The following is a 14,832-nucleotide window of genomic DNA, read 5'->3' on the forward strand; positions in this document are numbered from 1 at the left end:
CAGGACGTTAGAATTCGTAGCGCAAGCCGAATTCAAACCGTCGGTCATTGACGAAAACGGATCGTCCAAACCGCTGCCCTCGAGCGTCAACCTGCTGATAGGCAACAGATTTTGTATCGAGAATGTTGGCCACCTGCGCCCGGACCGTGATGTTGTCGGTTATATCCCAACGCACCGAAGCGTCGAGGAAGCCGATATCATCCTGGATGATCGGGTTGCCGGTAATATAATCGCGATAGGAGCTGACATATTCAGAGCGCCAGTTATAGGCGAGACGCGCCTCCAGAGTATCGCTCTGATAGATGCCGATCAGATTGTAGGAGTAGTCAGACAGACCCAGAAGGTCGGCGACACCCCAGCGATAGACAGTCAGGAAGCCATCGACACCATCAGAGTCCTGATCGCGCACCGTTGGCAATGCCGTCGCCTCGGAAGCGAGATAGGTGAAGTTGGCCTGAACACCCAGATTTCCAAGCAGACCGGGCCATTCAGTAAAGAATTGCTGGTAGGCAATTTCGATACCTTCAACGTTACCATTGTTGCGGTTCGTGTTGCCAAAATAGGTAACCGGAACCGTATACCCGTCGAGCGTGATCGTATCGACCACTTCCTCACCGTAGACGATGATATTCTCGAGCTCCTTGTAGAAAGCCGACACGGTGAACAGACCGTCGCTGCCGAAATACCATTCAACCGCAACGTCGAGATTTGTCGATTCAATCGGCGCGAGATTCGGGTTTCCGCCGAATACATTGATACCGCCGAGAACAACATCCGTAATCACCGGCGGCGTGGCGGTTGGATCCACCACGAAGCCCAGCTCCGCTACCTGGCTTTGATTCGAGTTAAGGTCGGCGATATTGGCCGGCGTAATCGCGCGGCTTGCCGCAACACGGACCAGCCACTCGTCATTCAGGTCCCATCTGAGATTGAAAGACGGGAGAACGTAGGAGTACGAATTGGAAATCGAATTCTGGGTATTCGCCTGATCCAGATATGCGGCCGTTTCCGGGAGGAAATCTCTCGGCTGCGTCGGGTCGGCGGGATTGTCGGCTGCCAATTCCGCAAAGGACAGAATGCCGCCGCCAGTCGTTTCCGAATTGATATACCGGAGACCAAAATTACCGGAGAGCGACTGACCATTCTGAAGCTCCCGGCTATAGTTGGTCTGGAAGTAGGCGTTGAACGTCTCTTCCCTTACCGAACCATCAGACCCACGATTTGCATAATCGACAACGCCATTCTGACGCAGCGGGACCCAATCTCCCAGCTGCAGGTTGCCGTCGCCATTCACGCCGCCGCCGATCAGCGGCTGCCCCGCCAACATGTTCACAAATGCGGTGTAATCCTGCATCTGCGCTCTGCTGGGGAAGACAATTGAGGTGTTGGTACCCAGGAACACTCCGCCACGTTGGAAGTCGGCGAAATTATGAACGTCGTAGGCGCCGTCCGTGAGGTTGGCATACGGCAAGTAACCGCCCGCCCACGGCGGCGCAATTGCGGCCCAGTTGAGACCTGCGCTTCGATTGTTCTGTTCACGCCGCGAATAGCGGGCGCCGAAATCAATCGAGTCAAACCAGCCATCACCGTCGAATTCATACTGGGCGTCGCCGCGCGTTGCGAACAAATCGCCCGAATTGTCCTGGAATTCGTCTGCCGAATACAACAGGAAGGCATAGCGCGGATCATTAAGATCACCGAGGATGCCAGGATCGGCGCCACGGAAAGTACCACCCCAGTCAGCAAGCCGCACCTGATCGGACATGAAGAGTTCGATTTGCGGATTTTCGATATCCGAGAAATCGAACCGGTAATCCGCAAAGTGATTGCCACCGGTCCACAAACGCTGAAGCGATGCCTCGGCCTCTGTGTAATGCGCATCCAGCTCGACAAACAGGCGATCACTGACACGCCATTGCAGATTGGCTGCAAAATCCTGCGTCATCGATTCCTGCCGCTGCGCAATTGCCAGCGACTGCAAAGGCGTCTGGAGATTGCCCGTCTGACCCAGCCAGTCGCGCAGATTGTTGGAAACAACGCCGGATTCCATCAGTCCGCTTCCAACAGGGATCAGATTTTCGCAGATGCCGATACCGCCATTGGCGGCTTCACCGGCGCCATTACAACGCGGCAGCCCTTCCGATGCGAACGGGCGGAAGCTGCGCGAGCCGGGACCGTCCAGAATGGACCAGCTTGCCCAGGATTCGGCATCCGTGAAGAACTCGATCGTGCGCTCATTGGTCTCGATCTCGTTTTCGACCCGGATAGCCGTGAAACTGAACTCCACATTGCCACCCGACGAGCGCCATTGGCTGGCCAGATAATAGCTGTCGCGCGCCCGATTGATATCGGCATCGCGCGCCTGCCAGCCGCCCGGCAGTGCCATGTTCGTGCTCGGCACATCCGGATTGGAAATGGCCAGAAGCGGGCCGTACTGGAACCCGTTAATGTTGGACTGCAGCTCTGAAGTGGAGAAGGAGCCGAGCAAACCAAACCGCCCGTTGGCGGTATCCCAGGAATCCCCCAGCACTACGCTGAAACCCGGGCTCCACTCTTCAGCCAGGTCCGTAAATGTCTGATCCGCTGCAAAAACGGCGATCCGGTCATCACGATCAAAAGGCAGAAGCGTGCGCAGATTGACCGTACCGGAAATGCCACCCTCGACCATGCTGGCGGTCTGGTTCTTGTAAACCTCGACAGCGCCGATCAGCTCCGGCGGGATGCTTGCCCATTCCAGAGCGCGGCCACCATTCGCACTGAAGGCATCGCGGCCATTGAATTCCGAACGGACATATTGCAGGCCGCGAATAATGTTGCCCGACCCTTCTGGCGACGGGAAGTCACCATCACTGCCACCCAGCTCGAACCGCTGGGTCACAACACCCGGCACACGCGAGAGCGCCTCGGCGACAGAGAGGTCCGGCAATTCGGAAACATCCGTTGCCGCAATGGAATCAACAAGCGTGTCTGAATTGCGCCGGATATTCCGCGCATTCAGCAATGCACCGCGCACACCCCGGACGACAACAACGTCCCGGGCTTCTGCATTTTCATCGGTGTCGGTTTCGGCGTCCTGCGCCATGGCTCCCGGCGCACCGAAAGCGGTCACCAGAGCGGTGGTGGCCAACAGGGCATATTTGCTTGCCCCCCAGCGGCGGGACTTGTTGGAATTGGTCACGAGCTCTCTCCCCTAGCACGTTCTTTTTTCACTCGACGCTTGCCGTGACGGATTCCCGCAAAGGCATCAGTTCAGCAGACATCTGTATTGTTAGCGCTACCATAAATGCTAAACCCTTTGCAATAGGTGATCCGTATTGGCACTGTTTTCCGGGTTTCCGGGGGAGCGAAAGTGGGCAGGATTTCGAGAATTTGCATTTTGGGCGGCGGCACAGCCGGCTGGATGAGTGCCGCCGCGCTTTCCAGAAAATTCAAAGGCTTGGACCTGGAAATCACGCTCGTCGAATCGGACCAGATCGGGACTGTTGGCGTCGGTGAGGCAACCTTGCCACACATCCGGCTTTTCAATCAGGCGCTCGGTATTGACGAGCAGAATTTCATGAAATCGACCGAGGCCACATTCAAACTGGGCATCCAGTTTTGCGACTGGGGCCGGCTGGGCGATCATTATATTCACCCGTTCGGAGATTACGGTTTACCGCTCGATGATCTGGACTTCCACCAGTTCTGGCTCCGTTCGCGACAAGGGGGCAATAAGGTACGCCTCAGCGACTATTCCTACCCGGTTCTCGCGGCCGAAAAGGGGCGGTTCCGAATTCCCGAAGGCGATGTCAACACGATCGGGTCGAATTTCGGCTATGCCTATCAGTTTGATGCGAGTCTTTATGCCCGCTTCCTCCGGTCTTACAGCGAGGAGAATGGCACGCGGCGTGTCGAGGGGCGGGTCAATGATGTCGAGCTTGACGGTGAAACCGGCGCCGTCAGATCGGTCACGCTCGAGAGCGGCGCAAAAATCGAGGCCGACCTCTTCGTCGATTGCTCCGGCTTTCGTGGCCTGCTGATCGAGCAGGCGCTGGAAACCGGATATGAGGACTGGAGCCACTGGCTGCCCTGCAATCGTGCCATCGCGGTTCCCTGCGAATCACGGGGCGAACTGCTGCCCTATACGCGGGCAACGGCACGGACCGCGGGCTGGCAATGGCGCATCCCCTTGCAACACCGGACCGGCAACGGGCATGTCTACTGGAACGAGTTCATCTCCGATGACGAAGCCACCAGCCAGTTGATGAGTTCGCTGGAAGGCCCCTCCCTCGCGGATCCCAAGCAGCTTTTCTTCAAAACCGGCAGGCGGAAGAAGTTCTGGAACCGCAATGTGGTCAGTATCGGCTTGTCGGCCGGGTTTCTTGAGCCACTCGAATCCACGTCCATCCACCTGATCCAGGAAGGCATAACAGCGCTGGTCGAGCTGTTCCCCATTGATGCGATCGAGGCGCAGGATATCGCCGAATACAATGATCGCATGGCGCTGAACTTCGAGCGCGTGAGGGACTTCCTTCTTTTGCATTACGTCGCCACGCAACGCGATGACAGCGAGATGTGGCGCTATTTCCGTTCGATGGAACTGCCCGACAGCCTGCAGGAGAAAATCTCGGCGTGGACGGCGCGTGGCTATGTCCTGAAATACGAATTCGGAACCTTTTTGCCACCGAGCTGGGTCGCAGTGATGCTGGGCCAGAACCTGGTTCCCGAAAGCCACGACCCCCGGGTGGACCGGTATGATATGACCACGATGATGGAACGACTGGAACGGATAAGGATGGAGACCGCGCAAGCCGTGGCCGCAACGCCATCACAAGCCGAATTCCTGCAGCAATATGGCGCTGCCTCCGGTTCCCGGCCAGTTCTCGCGGCCGGACACTGAGCGGATGGGCGCTTCAACAGGCAAACCCCGGCCCATAGTGGTCAGCGGCGGCGGACTTGCCGGCAATCTGGCCGCCATAAGCCTCGCCAACAGCCTCGGCCAGGGTTTCGAGATTATCCAGATCATGGAACCCGGCGCCCCGCCAGAGGATCTCGTTTACGGTCACGCCGCCGATCCGGAAATCTACAACTTTCTGCGACGTGCCGGCCTGGGCGAACCGGCCCTCATCCTCGCGACCGGGACATCATTTTCCTATGGAACCGAATATCGGCACTGGCCGGGCTCAGGCGGCTGGATGCAATGCCACCATGCGCCTTTCCCGACGATAGCCGGCATTCCCCTCCGCCATCACATCACACGCGCCGGACTGGCACTGGAGCCTTTTCTGATATCCGCCCAGGCCGCCAGGGCCGGGCGTTTTGCGCATCCACCATCTGATCCCGACAATGATTTGTCCGGGGCCGAATATGGCTACCAGTTCGACCCCGCCGAATGGACGGCGCAGCTTGATCAGCTTGTCGCCGGAAGCCGGGTGCGGCGCATCACATCCCCGATTGTCGAAGTCGCGATTGAGGATGGCCTTGTCTCCGCCATCCAGCTGGAAAATGGCCAGACCGTCACCGCTGATCTGTTCATCGATGCCAATGGCCCGTCGAGACGCATCATCGAGGCCGCCGGCGGGCGCTTCCGGACTGAACGGACAATCCGTGCCGGACTGAGTGTCCGGGAGACACAACAGCCAGGACCGCCCTGCCTGACCATCGAAGCCGATGCGGCGGGCTGGACCAGTAAGGCCCACTTGCAAACGGCCGAGCGCATGATCCGCGTCGGGGCGGACGATGCCGGTGCAGAGGCCCCTTCGGCTGTTTCCATCGCACTCGGCGAACTGTCAGAGGCCTGGGTCGGCAATTGCGTTGCCATCGGGCATGCCGCCAGCGTCATCGAACCGCTGACCCCGGCGCCAATGATCATGCTGCGGCGCGATATCGAACGCCTGTTGGAACTTGTCCCGGCATCAGCGGGCATGACCGTCGAACGGCGCGAATTCAACCGGCGCTTCCTGGAGGACGTTGAACACATCCGGATCTTCCACGATGCGCTCTTTCTGTCCGTGTCAGCTCCGGAAGAACCGTATTGGCAGGCGGCAGCAGCGAGCACGGAAAATGCCAAGCTTCAGCGCAAGATCAGCCAGTTCGGGAACCGGGGCATCCTGACCAGCTACGATCTGGAACCCTTCAATGAGGAGGACTGGACAATTGCGCATATGGGCCTGGGCCGCCGGCCGGAACACTATGACCGGCAGATCGACGGGCTTGCAGCGGCCGAAAGCGACCAGGCCCTGGCGCGGATGAAACAGTCGATCCGGCAACTGGTTTCAAAGATGCCGCCTCACAATGTCTATCTGAACCGTTTCAAACAATATCTCCGGAGGCAGAACCATGCCTGAGACCCGGCCTCCCGCAATCAGGCAGATTGTCATTGTCGGCGGCGGGTCCGCCGGCTGGATGACGGCCGCCGCCCTGTCGAGCCTGCTACCGGCCGACCAGGTGGGCATTTCGCTCGTTGAGTCCGAACAGATCGGCACGATCGGCGTCGGCGAGGCGACAATTCCGGACATCATCAACTTCAACGCCCTGCTCGGCATTCCGGAGACGGATTTCCTGAAGGCCACCAATGGCACGTTCAAGCTGGGCATACGCTTCCTGAACTGGGGCGGGCTTGGCGAAGATTATATCCACCCCTTTGGCCAGCACGGGGTGGATATGAATGGTATCGACTTCCACCAGTTCTGGCTGCGCTACAAGGCGGACCATCCCGGCAGTACGATCGAGGAATTCAGTCTCAGTGCAGTGGCGGCAAAAAGCGGCAAGTTCACCATGCCGGATGCCAATCCGCGATCCGTGCTGTCGCAGCTGCGCTATGCCTACCATTTCGACGCCACCGCCTATGCCGCCTATCTCCGCAACTATGCGGAACAGCGCGGCGTCCAGCGTATCGAAGGCAGGGTGACGGAGGTGCACCAGGATGCACAGACCGGCAATATCACCGCCATTGATCTGGATAACGGCCAGTCCGTGGCGGGTGATCTGTTTTTCGACTGCACCGGCTTTCACGGCCTGCTCATCGAGAAGACGCTGGGCGTGCCCTTCCGCGACTGGTCGCACTGGCTTCCCTGCGACACGGCCCAGGCGGTGGCCTGCGAGCGAGGCGACGCGATTCTGCCCTATACGGTGTCCACGGCAAAAACGGCCGGCTGGCAATGGCGGATCCCGACCCAGCATCGGACCGGCAATGGCCATATCTATGCCAGCCATCTCCTGAGTGATGATGAGGCGATCGACAGCCTGCTCAAGGATCTGGATGGCGACGTCATCGGCTCACCGCGGAAAATCCGGTTCCGAACCGGCCATCGCGCGAAATTCTGGGAAAAGAACTGTGTCGCGGTCGGTCTCTCCGGAGGATTTCTCGAGCCGCTCGAATCAACATCGCTTTTCCTGATCCAGGAAGGCATCAGCAAATTCATCGCGCTTTTTCCGGCAGCCGACATGCCCTCTGTTGTCCGCGACGAATACAACCGGCAGCTGGTGAAGAAGTTCGAGCAGGTCCGCGACTTCATCATTCTGCACTACAAGGCCACGACGCGGGATGACAGCCCGTTCTGGAATTACACCCGGACCATGGACATCCCGGACTCGCTGACAGACAGGATCGAACTGTTCCGGGAGGCCGGCCGGGTCTTCCGTTATGAGGATGAGCTGTTTTCAAAGCCGAGCTGGGTTGCGGTGATGATGGGACAGAACATTGTGCCAAAATCCATTGATCCGATCGTCCGCACGGTTGACCCTGCCGGCATAACAAGAAGCCTGCAGTCAATGAAGTCGGCCATGACAAGCGCCGTCAGCAACATGCAGACACACCGGGCCTTCCTCGAGACATATGCATGGTCCGGCAAGGACGCCGAACGGGGAGCGGGGGGAGAAAGATGACAGATCTGAACATCAGGGAGATCGCCATCATTGGCGGCGGAACCGCCGGATGGATGGCCGCAGCCGGATTATCCATCCTGCTGAAGGATCCCACTGTCCGCATTCGCCTCATTGAATCCGACGAGATCGGTACGGTCGGTGTGGGAGAAGCGACCATCCCCCACATCCGCTATTTCAATCAGCTGGTCGGCCTGAAGGAGGAGGAATATCTCCGCCGCACCAATGCGACGTTCAAGCTGGGCATCGAATTCGTGAACTGGGGCCAGATCGGGGACCGGTATTTTCACCCATTCAGCCCGTTCGGCGTGAACATGGACGGCATTCACTTTCATCATTTCTGGCTGCGCCATATCCAGAAGCCGGGCGCCGCCCCGATTGATGACTACAATCTGCAGGTTCTGGCCTCCAAGCTGAACAAATTCACCCACCCGCAACCGAATGTCCGCTCTTCGCCGCTGGCGACGATCGAATATGCCTACCAGTTTGATGCCAGCCTTTACGGAAAATACATGCGCGAGGTCGCGGAAGGCCGCGGCGTCCAGCGCATTGAAGGCAAGATTGTCGAGGTCAAGCAACGGCCGGAGGACGGTTTTGTCCAGAGCGTCACACTGGAATCCGGCGAAGAGATCGCCGCCGAACTTTTCATCGATTGCACCGGGTTCCGCGGGCTGCTGATCGAGCAGACCCTGAAGTCGGGATATGATGACTGGTCGAATTATCTCCCGGTTGACCGGGCCGTCGCACAGGCCTGTGAACTGGCCGGGCCACTGACACCCTTCACGCGCGCCACAGCCCATGAATCCGGCTGGCAATGGCGCATTCCGCTACAGAACCGGCTGGGCAATGGCCATGTCTATTGCAGCGAGTACATCAGTGATGACGAGGCCTGCGCGAAGTTGCAATCCGGCCTCGATGGTGAACCGATTTCCGAACCCCGCTTCCTGCGCTTCAAGACGGGCATCCGCAAGAAGCCGTGGAACAAGAATGTCGTGTCCCTGGGCCTGGCCTCCGGCTTCCTTGAGCCGCTGGAATCAACATCCATCCACCTCATCCAGACCGCCATTGCCCGCCTGATGACGAACTTCCCGGACAAGTGCTTCAACGAGAAGGATATCGACTATTACAATGAGCGCACGCTGGCCGAGTTCAAACAGGTTCGCGATTTCCTGATCCTTCACTATTGCGCCACCCAGCGCGACGACACACCGTTCTGGAACTATGTGCGCACGATGGAGCTGCCCGAGACACTGCGCCAGCGCATCGATATCTATCTCGAGAATGGACGGCTGTACCGGCACGACAATGAGCTGTTCGGGGAACATAGCTGGTTCGCCGTGTTCGAAGGTCAGAATTTGCGGCCGAAGCGCTATCATCCGGTCGTCAATCATATTCCTGATCAGATGCTGGATCAGCGTATGGCAGAGATCCGCCGCGCCATGAACAAATGCCTCGAGCAGTTCGAGGACCACGATCAGTATCTGAAAAAGCGATGCCAGATGGCCTAGGCCATCCAGAGCAGATCAGCCCGTCCCGGCCGGCGGCGGCCCCGCCGATTCCCTGACGACCAACTTGTGAGCCAACCGCAGCTTTTCCGGTTCGACAGCCGTATCGGAGGCGGATTGCTCGACCAGACGCTCGAGCATTTCGATCGCGGCGGAGGCCAGTTCCCGGATCGGCTGGTGGATGGTGGTCAGCGGCGGCCAGGTTGCCGAGGCCGCTGGCGTATCATCGAAACCGACAACGGACATGTCATCGGGAACGCTTAGTCCCGACCGGTGGACGGCATTGATCACACCGAACGCCATGTCATCATTGCTGGCGAAAATGGCTGTCGGCCGATTGGTCGATTCCAGCAATGCCTTGGCGGCCCGCATGCCAGACACATAGGTAAAGTCGCCTTCGCCAATGAGGCCGGGATCAACCGCCAGTCCGCGGGCCTCAAATGCCTGCTTGTAACCTGTCAGGCGCAATTCACTCGCCCTGTGATCCGGCGGCCCCTTGATAAAGCCGATGCGTTCATGGCCCAGATCCAGCAGGTATTCCGTCATCTCCCGCGCCGCTTCGGTTTCGGTAATGCCGACACCGGGACCGGCATAATGATCCAGCCGGGGACTCACGCAGACATAAGGAATCTTGATCCGTTCAAGGACGTCGATCAGCTGGGGATCATCCGATAGGGGCGGCACAACAATCAGCGCCTGAATGCTGGTATCGAGAAAACGGCGTTCAATCAGTTCCAGATCGACCATCTTCCGGTCGATAAACGGCTCTTCCACAACCAGGTTGTGACCCAGGCGGCGGCAGGTATTCAACGCTCCGAGCAGGAATTCGCTGAGATATCCATAACTCGGATTCCGGTAGATGAGGCCCAGGAACAGGCCCGACCGGCCGGCCAGATTGCGGGCCATGAGATTCGGGCGGTATTTCAGCGCCCGCATCGCTTCCTGTACCCGTTTCCGGGTTGCCTCCTTCACCACGCCTTTATTGTTCAGCACGCGGGAGACCGTCATGGGCGAGACCGCCGCCATTTCAGCCACGTCCTGGATGGTGATTTTCTGCTTCTTGTTCATTCTTCTCCCACCCGGTTCCGGCAAGCGCGGTGCGGAATCAGTCGACGGAACGGATTGTGTAGCTTTATCCTGCCATTGGATAGTTTCTCAACAAAAATGTTAACGGTAACAATTCGAGTCTGATGCAACTTCCCGGCTTCCCGGCCTCGCCCAGACAGGCCGGCAGGCTTGCAGGAGAACGCTTTGTGGGCTGATAGGGCGCGGTGACCTCAGCGCGACGATTTGACAGGGGCGGATTGCAGGTTAGGACGCGTTTTCCTGCGCATGAGATTTTCAACCGGAGAGTCGGCCACTCGCCGCCGACCGCATCGAGCCGACGACAGACATGCCCATGAATTTTCGACTCCTGCTCGGCACGATCATCCTGCTTCTCTGCCTGGCCTATGGCGGGATTGTCTACTTCGCGGCCGCAGCCGGCCCGCTTCTGGCCTTCTCACCCTTTGCCGCGATCGGCCTTTTTGGCGCGCTTGTGGCGAATTCGACCGGCGTGGGTGGCGGCGTCGTTTTCGTCCCGGCATTTTCCATGCTCCGCGAAACGGGGATCATGGACGTCTCGCCCGCACAGACGATTGGTGTCAGCTTCGCCATCCAGTGTTTTGGCATGACAACAGGATCGCTGACCTGGCTGAACCGGTATCGGAAAACACCGGTCACCGACCGGGCAGCGAATGGACAGGACAGGCTATGGCTGGTTATCGCCCTGGTTCTGCCCTTGAGCCTGGCATCCATGCTGGCCACGCAATATCTCGCCCGGCCGGACCCGCTCCTGTCCTTCCTCCTGTTCAAGATCTTCTCGATCGGTCTGGGCACGGCGCTGTTGCTCCAGCTTTTCCTGTCGCGTGGAAATCACCGGGCCCGGGTCCGGTTCGAACAGGCGGACTATCTTGCCCTGGCCACTATCGGCCTGGCCGGCGGGGTCGCCACCGCCCTGTTTTCGGTCGGCGTTGGCGAGCTGATGGCGCTCTACCTTTTCCTCCGGCGTTTCCCGCTCGAACTGACGGTGGCATCCGCGGTCATCGTCTCGGCCATCTCGGTTGTGGCCGGGGTGCCGTATCATCTTCTATCAGGCAATCTTGTCTCCGAGATTCTGCTTTTTGCGGCGCCAGCGGTCGTCCTCGGAGGATTTCTGGCACCGCGGCTGGCAGTCTGGCTGGGCGCCTTCCGGCTCAAACTCGGAGCCGGGCTCTGGATCGTGATCTCCAGTGCCGCGCTGATCGCCATGTCGCTTCAGGGCGCATAGAGGGCATCAGGGCGAATAATAGGTCGGTGAGCCCGGCCCGACCGGCAGATCGAAGCCAAAGGTCCAGAGGAAGAAGAAGCTCGACCAGGTGATGATGAAGAAGATCGTGTAGGGCAGCATCATCGCGATCAGCGTGCCCACGCCGAGATCAGACTTGTAGCGTGTGGCCCAGGCCAGGATCAGCCCGAAATAACTCATCATCGGGGTGATGATATTGGTGGTGGAATCCCCGATCCGGTAGGCCGCCTGGATCACTTCCGGCGAATAGCCGATCAGCATCAGCATCGGTACGAAGATCGGCGCGGTGACAGCCCATTGCGCCGAGGCCGAACCCAGCATCAGATTGACGAAGCAGCACATCAGGATGAACAGGATGAAGAGCGCCGGCCCGGTCATGCCGGTATCCTGCAGGAAATTGGCCCCTGTCACCGCCGTGATGGCACCCAGATTGGTCCAGCCGAAGAAGGCCACGAACTGCGCTGCAAAGAAGACCAGCACGATGTAAAGGCCCAGCGAGGACAATGCCGCCGCCATCGCATTGATAACGTCCCGGTCATTCTTCATCGTGCCCACCACGCGGCCATAGGCAAAGCCGGTAGCGACGAAGAAGATCAGGATCCACACAACGAAACCGCGGAAGAAAGGCGCATTGATCCGGTCGCCGGTATCGGGATTGCGCAGGATTCCCCATTCCGGCACCAGCGTGACGGCCATCAGCGCCAGAACGCCCAGCAAGGCGAAGCCTGCCCACATCAGGCCCTTTCGCTCCTTGTCGCTGAGCGGCTCCATCATGCGATCGTCGAGAATGTCTGGATCGGCTTTCCCGGCGTCGAATTTTCCCAGCTTCGGTTCGACGATGAAGATCGAGACCAGCGAGCCGACAAGGGTGATCAGGAAGGTCGACGCGACCATGAAATACCAGTTCGCGGTCGCCAGAACGACATACTCCGGATCGATCAGCCGGGCGGCTTCCTGCGTGATACCGGCCAGCAGCGGATCGATCGTGCCGATCAGCAGATTGGCACTATACCCGCCGGAGACCCCGGCGAAGGCGGCCGCCATGCCAGCCAGCGGGTGACGGCCCAGCGCATAGAAAATCGCACCGGCCAGCGGGATCAGCACCACATAGCCCACCTCGGAAGCGGTATTGGAAACAATACCGGCAAAGACGATGGCCACTGTGACAACATGCTTTGGCACGCCCAGGACGAGGGCGCGCACCGCCGAGGACAAAAGCCCCGAGCGCTCGGCCACGCCGACGCCCAGCATCGCCACCAGCACCACGCCCAGTGGCGCGAAATTGGTGAAATTCGTGGTCAGACCGGTAAAGATGCGGCGGATGCCATCACCGCTCAAAAGGCTGACGGCGCGGATCATGCCATCATCGGCACGGCCCGACGTTCCAACCGGCCTGGGGTCTTCCACGGCAAGGCCGATCGCCCCCAGAAGCCCGGACAGAAGCACAATGCCAACGGCCAGCAGGGCAAACAGGGTCACCGGGTGCGGCAGCAGATTTCCGAGCCATTCCACCCCGTCCAGGAAGCGGGTGAAAAAATTGCGCCGGGGCGCGGAAGTCTCTCGGGCGTCTGCGGCCATTTTCTGCTCCGTTCAATGCGGGGAATGGAGAGAACAAGGCCGGAAAATGCGGGAAATTCAAGCTTTTTCGGCGAGGCTTTCCACATTGCGCCAGCAGGCTTGCCGCTTGACCATGTTGGCAGACACCGGAACAGTCCAACGGTTCGGGATCAGCACGGGGGATAGCATGACCGGCCAGGCAGTCAGAATATTGGCAATCGCATTGTCGAGCCTTGTGGCTTTCGCACTCGGCGGTGAACTGAATGCGCAGCACACCGAGCCACCGCTTCAGCCAATGCATGACACCGAGACCGCGGCACCGGACATGCCGGACATTCTGCCTCAACGCGACCGGGCACCGGTCATTGACCGGATCATTGCTGACCGGCTCGAAAGTGTTCTGCCGCAAATCATGCGCGAACAGGGCGTGGACATGTGGGTCCTGATGTCTCGCGAGTATTTCGAGGAACCGGTCGTCGCCAGCCTGCTCGACGCCCGCAGCATGGCCGCGCGCCGCCGGACCATCCTGATTTTCTTCGACCCTGGCGATGGCCGTCCCGTTGAACGTCTGACCGTCAGCCGTTACGGCCTTGCCGGACTGTTTGCTCCCTCCTGGGTTCCAGAGGAGCAGCCTGATCAATGGCAAGCCGTTGCCGATATCATCGTCGACCGCGACCCCGCGTCGATCGCGATCAACACTGCGGAAATGACGGCCTTTGGTGACGGCATGACGGTAAGCCAGTACCGCGCCATGATGTCGGCCCTGCCAGCCGCCTATCAGGAACGGATCATTTCCGGAGAGAGGCTGTCCGTGCGCTGGCTCGAAACCCGGACAGCGTCGGAGATGGATATCTACCCCGGCATCGTGCGGATCGCTCATTCCCTGATGGGGCGGGCCTTCTCCCGCGAGGTCATCACGCCCGGAACGACCACCGCCGATGACGTTGTCTGGTGGTATCGCGAGGAATTGTCACGCCTTGGTCTGGTGCCCTGGTTCCATCCCTCTGTCGGTATCCAGCGCGCGGGCCATGATGGCATGTTGCGCGGTGATGAGATCATCCTTCCCGGCGACCTTCTATGGACCGATTTCGGCATCACCTATTTGCGGCTCAACACTGACACACAGCATCTCGCCTATGTCCTGCGGCCCGGAGAAACGTCGGCTCCCGCCGGACTGGCCGAGGGATTGCAGGCCACCAACCGGGTGCAGGATATCCTGCTGTCTCATTTCCGGTCCGGCCTGTCGGGCAATGAAGTGCTTGCACGCGCGCGCGCCGAGGCCGTCGAGCAGGGGCTGAACCCCTCCATCTACACTCACCCGATCGGGCTTCACGGTCATGGTGCCGGACCCGCGATCGGATTCTGGGACAATCAGGGCGAAACGCCGCGCGGCGCACCTGACATCTATCCGGACACGGCCTGGTCGATAGAGCTGACAACCTTCAACCCGGTCCCGGAATGGGATGACCAGATCGTCGATTTCCGGTCCGAGGAGAATGCCTTTTTCGATGGTGAAACGGTACGCTTTCTGGATGGCCGCCAGACGGAACTCGTCCTGATCCCGTCCGATTGACCGGCGGA

The 14,832-nt window shown here is 59.4% G+C and carries 9 protein-coding genes; 6 read left to right on the top strand and 3 right to left on the bottom strand.

Annotation, left to right across the window (positions count from 1 at the left end; translation table 11 throughout):
- Positions 1–7: 7 nt before the first annotated feature.
- Entirely contained in the window at positions 8–3,178 is a 3,171-nt protein-coding gene (locus V0U79_RS10665; protein WP_330199496.1) for a TonB-dependent receptor, read from the bottom strand.
- 171 nt (positions 3,179–3,349) lie between these two features.
- On the opposite strand from V0U79_RS10665, the gene V0U79_RS10670 reads away from it, so the two are divergent.
- Genes V0U79_RS10670 through V0U79_RS10685 form a run of 4 tightly spaced genes read left to right on the top strand, consistent with a single transcriptional unit; the run spans position 3,350 to position 9,371 of the window.
- Positions 3,350–4,879, top strand: a complete 1,530-nt coding sequence (locus V0U79_RS10670) for a tryptophan halogenase family protein (RefSeq protein WP_330199497.1) — start codon at positions 3,350–3,352, stop codon at positions 4,877–4,879.
- Positions 4,880–4,883: 4 nt separating this feature from the next.
- Complete coding sequence (locus tag V0U79_RS10675; RefSeq protein WP_330199498.1) at positions 4,884–6,326, top strand: tryptophan 7-halogenase; 1,443 nt, start codon at positions 4,884–4,886, stop codon at positions 6,324–6,326.
- Positions 6,319–7,866: a tryptophan halogenase family protein gene (locus V0U79_RS10680; protein ID WP_330199499.1), complete on the top strand. Its 1,548-nt coding sequence runs from the start codon at positions 6,319–6,321 to the stop codon at positions 7,864–7,866. Before V0U79_RS10675 ends, V0U79_RS10680 begins: the two co-directional genes overlap by 8 nt.
- Complete coding sequence (locus V0U79_RS10685) at positions 7,863–9,371, top strand: tryptophan halogenase family protein (protein ID WP_330199500.1); 1,509 nt, start codon at positions 7,863–7,865, stop codon at positions 9,369–9,371. The genes V0U79_RS10680 and V0U79_RS10685 overlap by 4 nt, the downstream gene beginning before the upstream one ends.
- Before the next feature lie 15 nt (positions 9,372–9,386).
- Here the strand turns inward: V0U79_RS10685 and V0U79_RS10690 are convergent, their stop codons facing one another.
- Positions 9,387–10,436, bottom strand: a complete 1,050-nt coding sequence (locus tag V0U79_RS10690) for a LacI family DNA-binding transcriptional regulator (protein WP_330199501.1) — start codon at positions 10,434–10,436, stop codon at positions 9,387–9,389.
- A gap of 331 nt (positions 10,437–10,767) precedes the next feature.
- Between V0U79_RS10690 and V0U79_RS10695 the strand changes: the two genes are divergently transcribed.
- Entirely contained in the window at positions 10,768–11,676 is a 909-nt protein-coding gene (locus V0U79_RS10695) for a TSUP family transporter (RefSeq protein ID WP_330199502.1), read from the top strand.
- Positions 11,677–11,682: 6 nt separating this feature from the next.
- On the opposite strand, the gene V0U79_RS10700 is transcribed toward V0U79_RS10695, so the two are convergent.
- Positions 11,683–13,272, bottom strand: coding sequence for an AbgT family transporter (locus V0U79_RS10700; RefSeq protein WP_330199503.1), 1,590 nt, complete (start codon positions 13,270–13,272; stop codon positions 11,683–11,685).
- A gap of 166 nt (positions 13,273–13,438) precedes the next feature.
- On the opposite strand from V0U79_RS10700, the gene V0U79_RS10705 reads away from it, so the two are divergent.
- The gene (locus V0U79_RS10705) at positions 13,439–14,824 is read left to right on the top strand and encodes a M24 family metallopeptidase (RefSeq protein ID WP_330199504.1); all 1,386 of its coding nucleotides are present in this window, start codon (positions 13,439–13,441) and stop codon (positions 14,822–14,824) included.
- The last annotated feature ends 8 nt before the right edge of the window (positions 14,825–14,832 follow it).

Source organism: Hyphobacterium lacteum, from assembly GCF_036330345.1.
In the GTDB taxonomy this organism is placed as follows: Bacteria; Pseudomonadota; Alphaproteobacteria; order Caulobacterales; family Maricaulaceae; genus Hyphobacterium; species Hyphobacterium lacteum.

What these genes read in the sequence shown, in the direction of transcription:
- V0U79_RS10675 (WP_330199498.1), top strand. Translation starts at nt 4,884, where the DNA reads ATGGGCGCTTCAACAGGCAAACCCCGGCCCATAGTGGTCAGCGGCGGC.
- V0U79_RS10705 (WP_330199504.1), top strand. Translation starts at nt 13,439, where the DNA reads ATGACCGGCCAGGCAGTCAGAATATTGGCAATCGCATTGTCGAGCCTT.
- V0U79_RS10685 (WP_330199500.1), top strand. Translation starts at nt 7,863, where the DNA reads ATGACAGATCTGAACATCAGGGAGATCGCCATCATTGGCGGCGGAACC.
- V0U79_RS10680 (WP_330199499.1), top strand. Translation starts at nt 6,319, where the DNA reads ATGCCTGAGACCCGGCCTCCCGCAATCAGGCAGATTGTCATTGTCGGC.
- V0U79_RS10690 (WP_330199501.1), bottom strand. Translation starts at nt 10,436, where the DNA reads ATGAACAAGAAGCAGAAAATCACCATCCAGGACGTGGCTGAAATGGCG.
- V0U79_RS10695 (WP_330199502.1), top strand. Translation starts at nt 10,768, where the DNA reads ATGAATTTTCGACTCCTGCTCGGCACGATCATCCTGCTTCTCTGCCTG.
- V0U79_RS10700 (WP_330199503.1), bottom strand. Translation starts at nt 13,272, where the DNA reads ATGGCCGCAGACGCCCGAGAGACTTCCGCGCCCCGGCGCAATTTTTTC.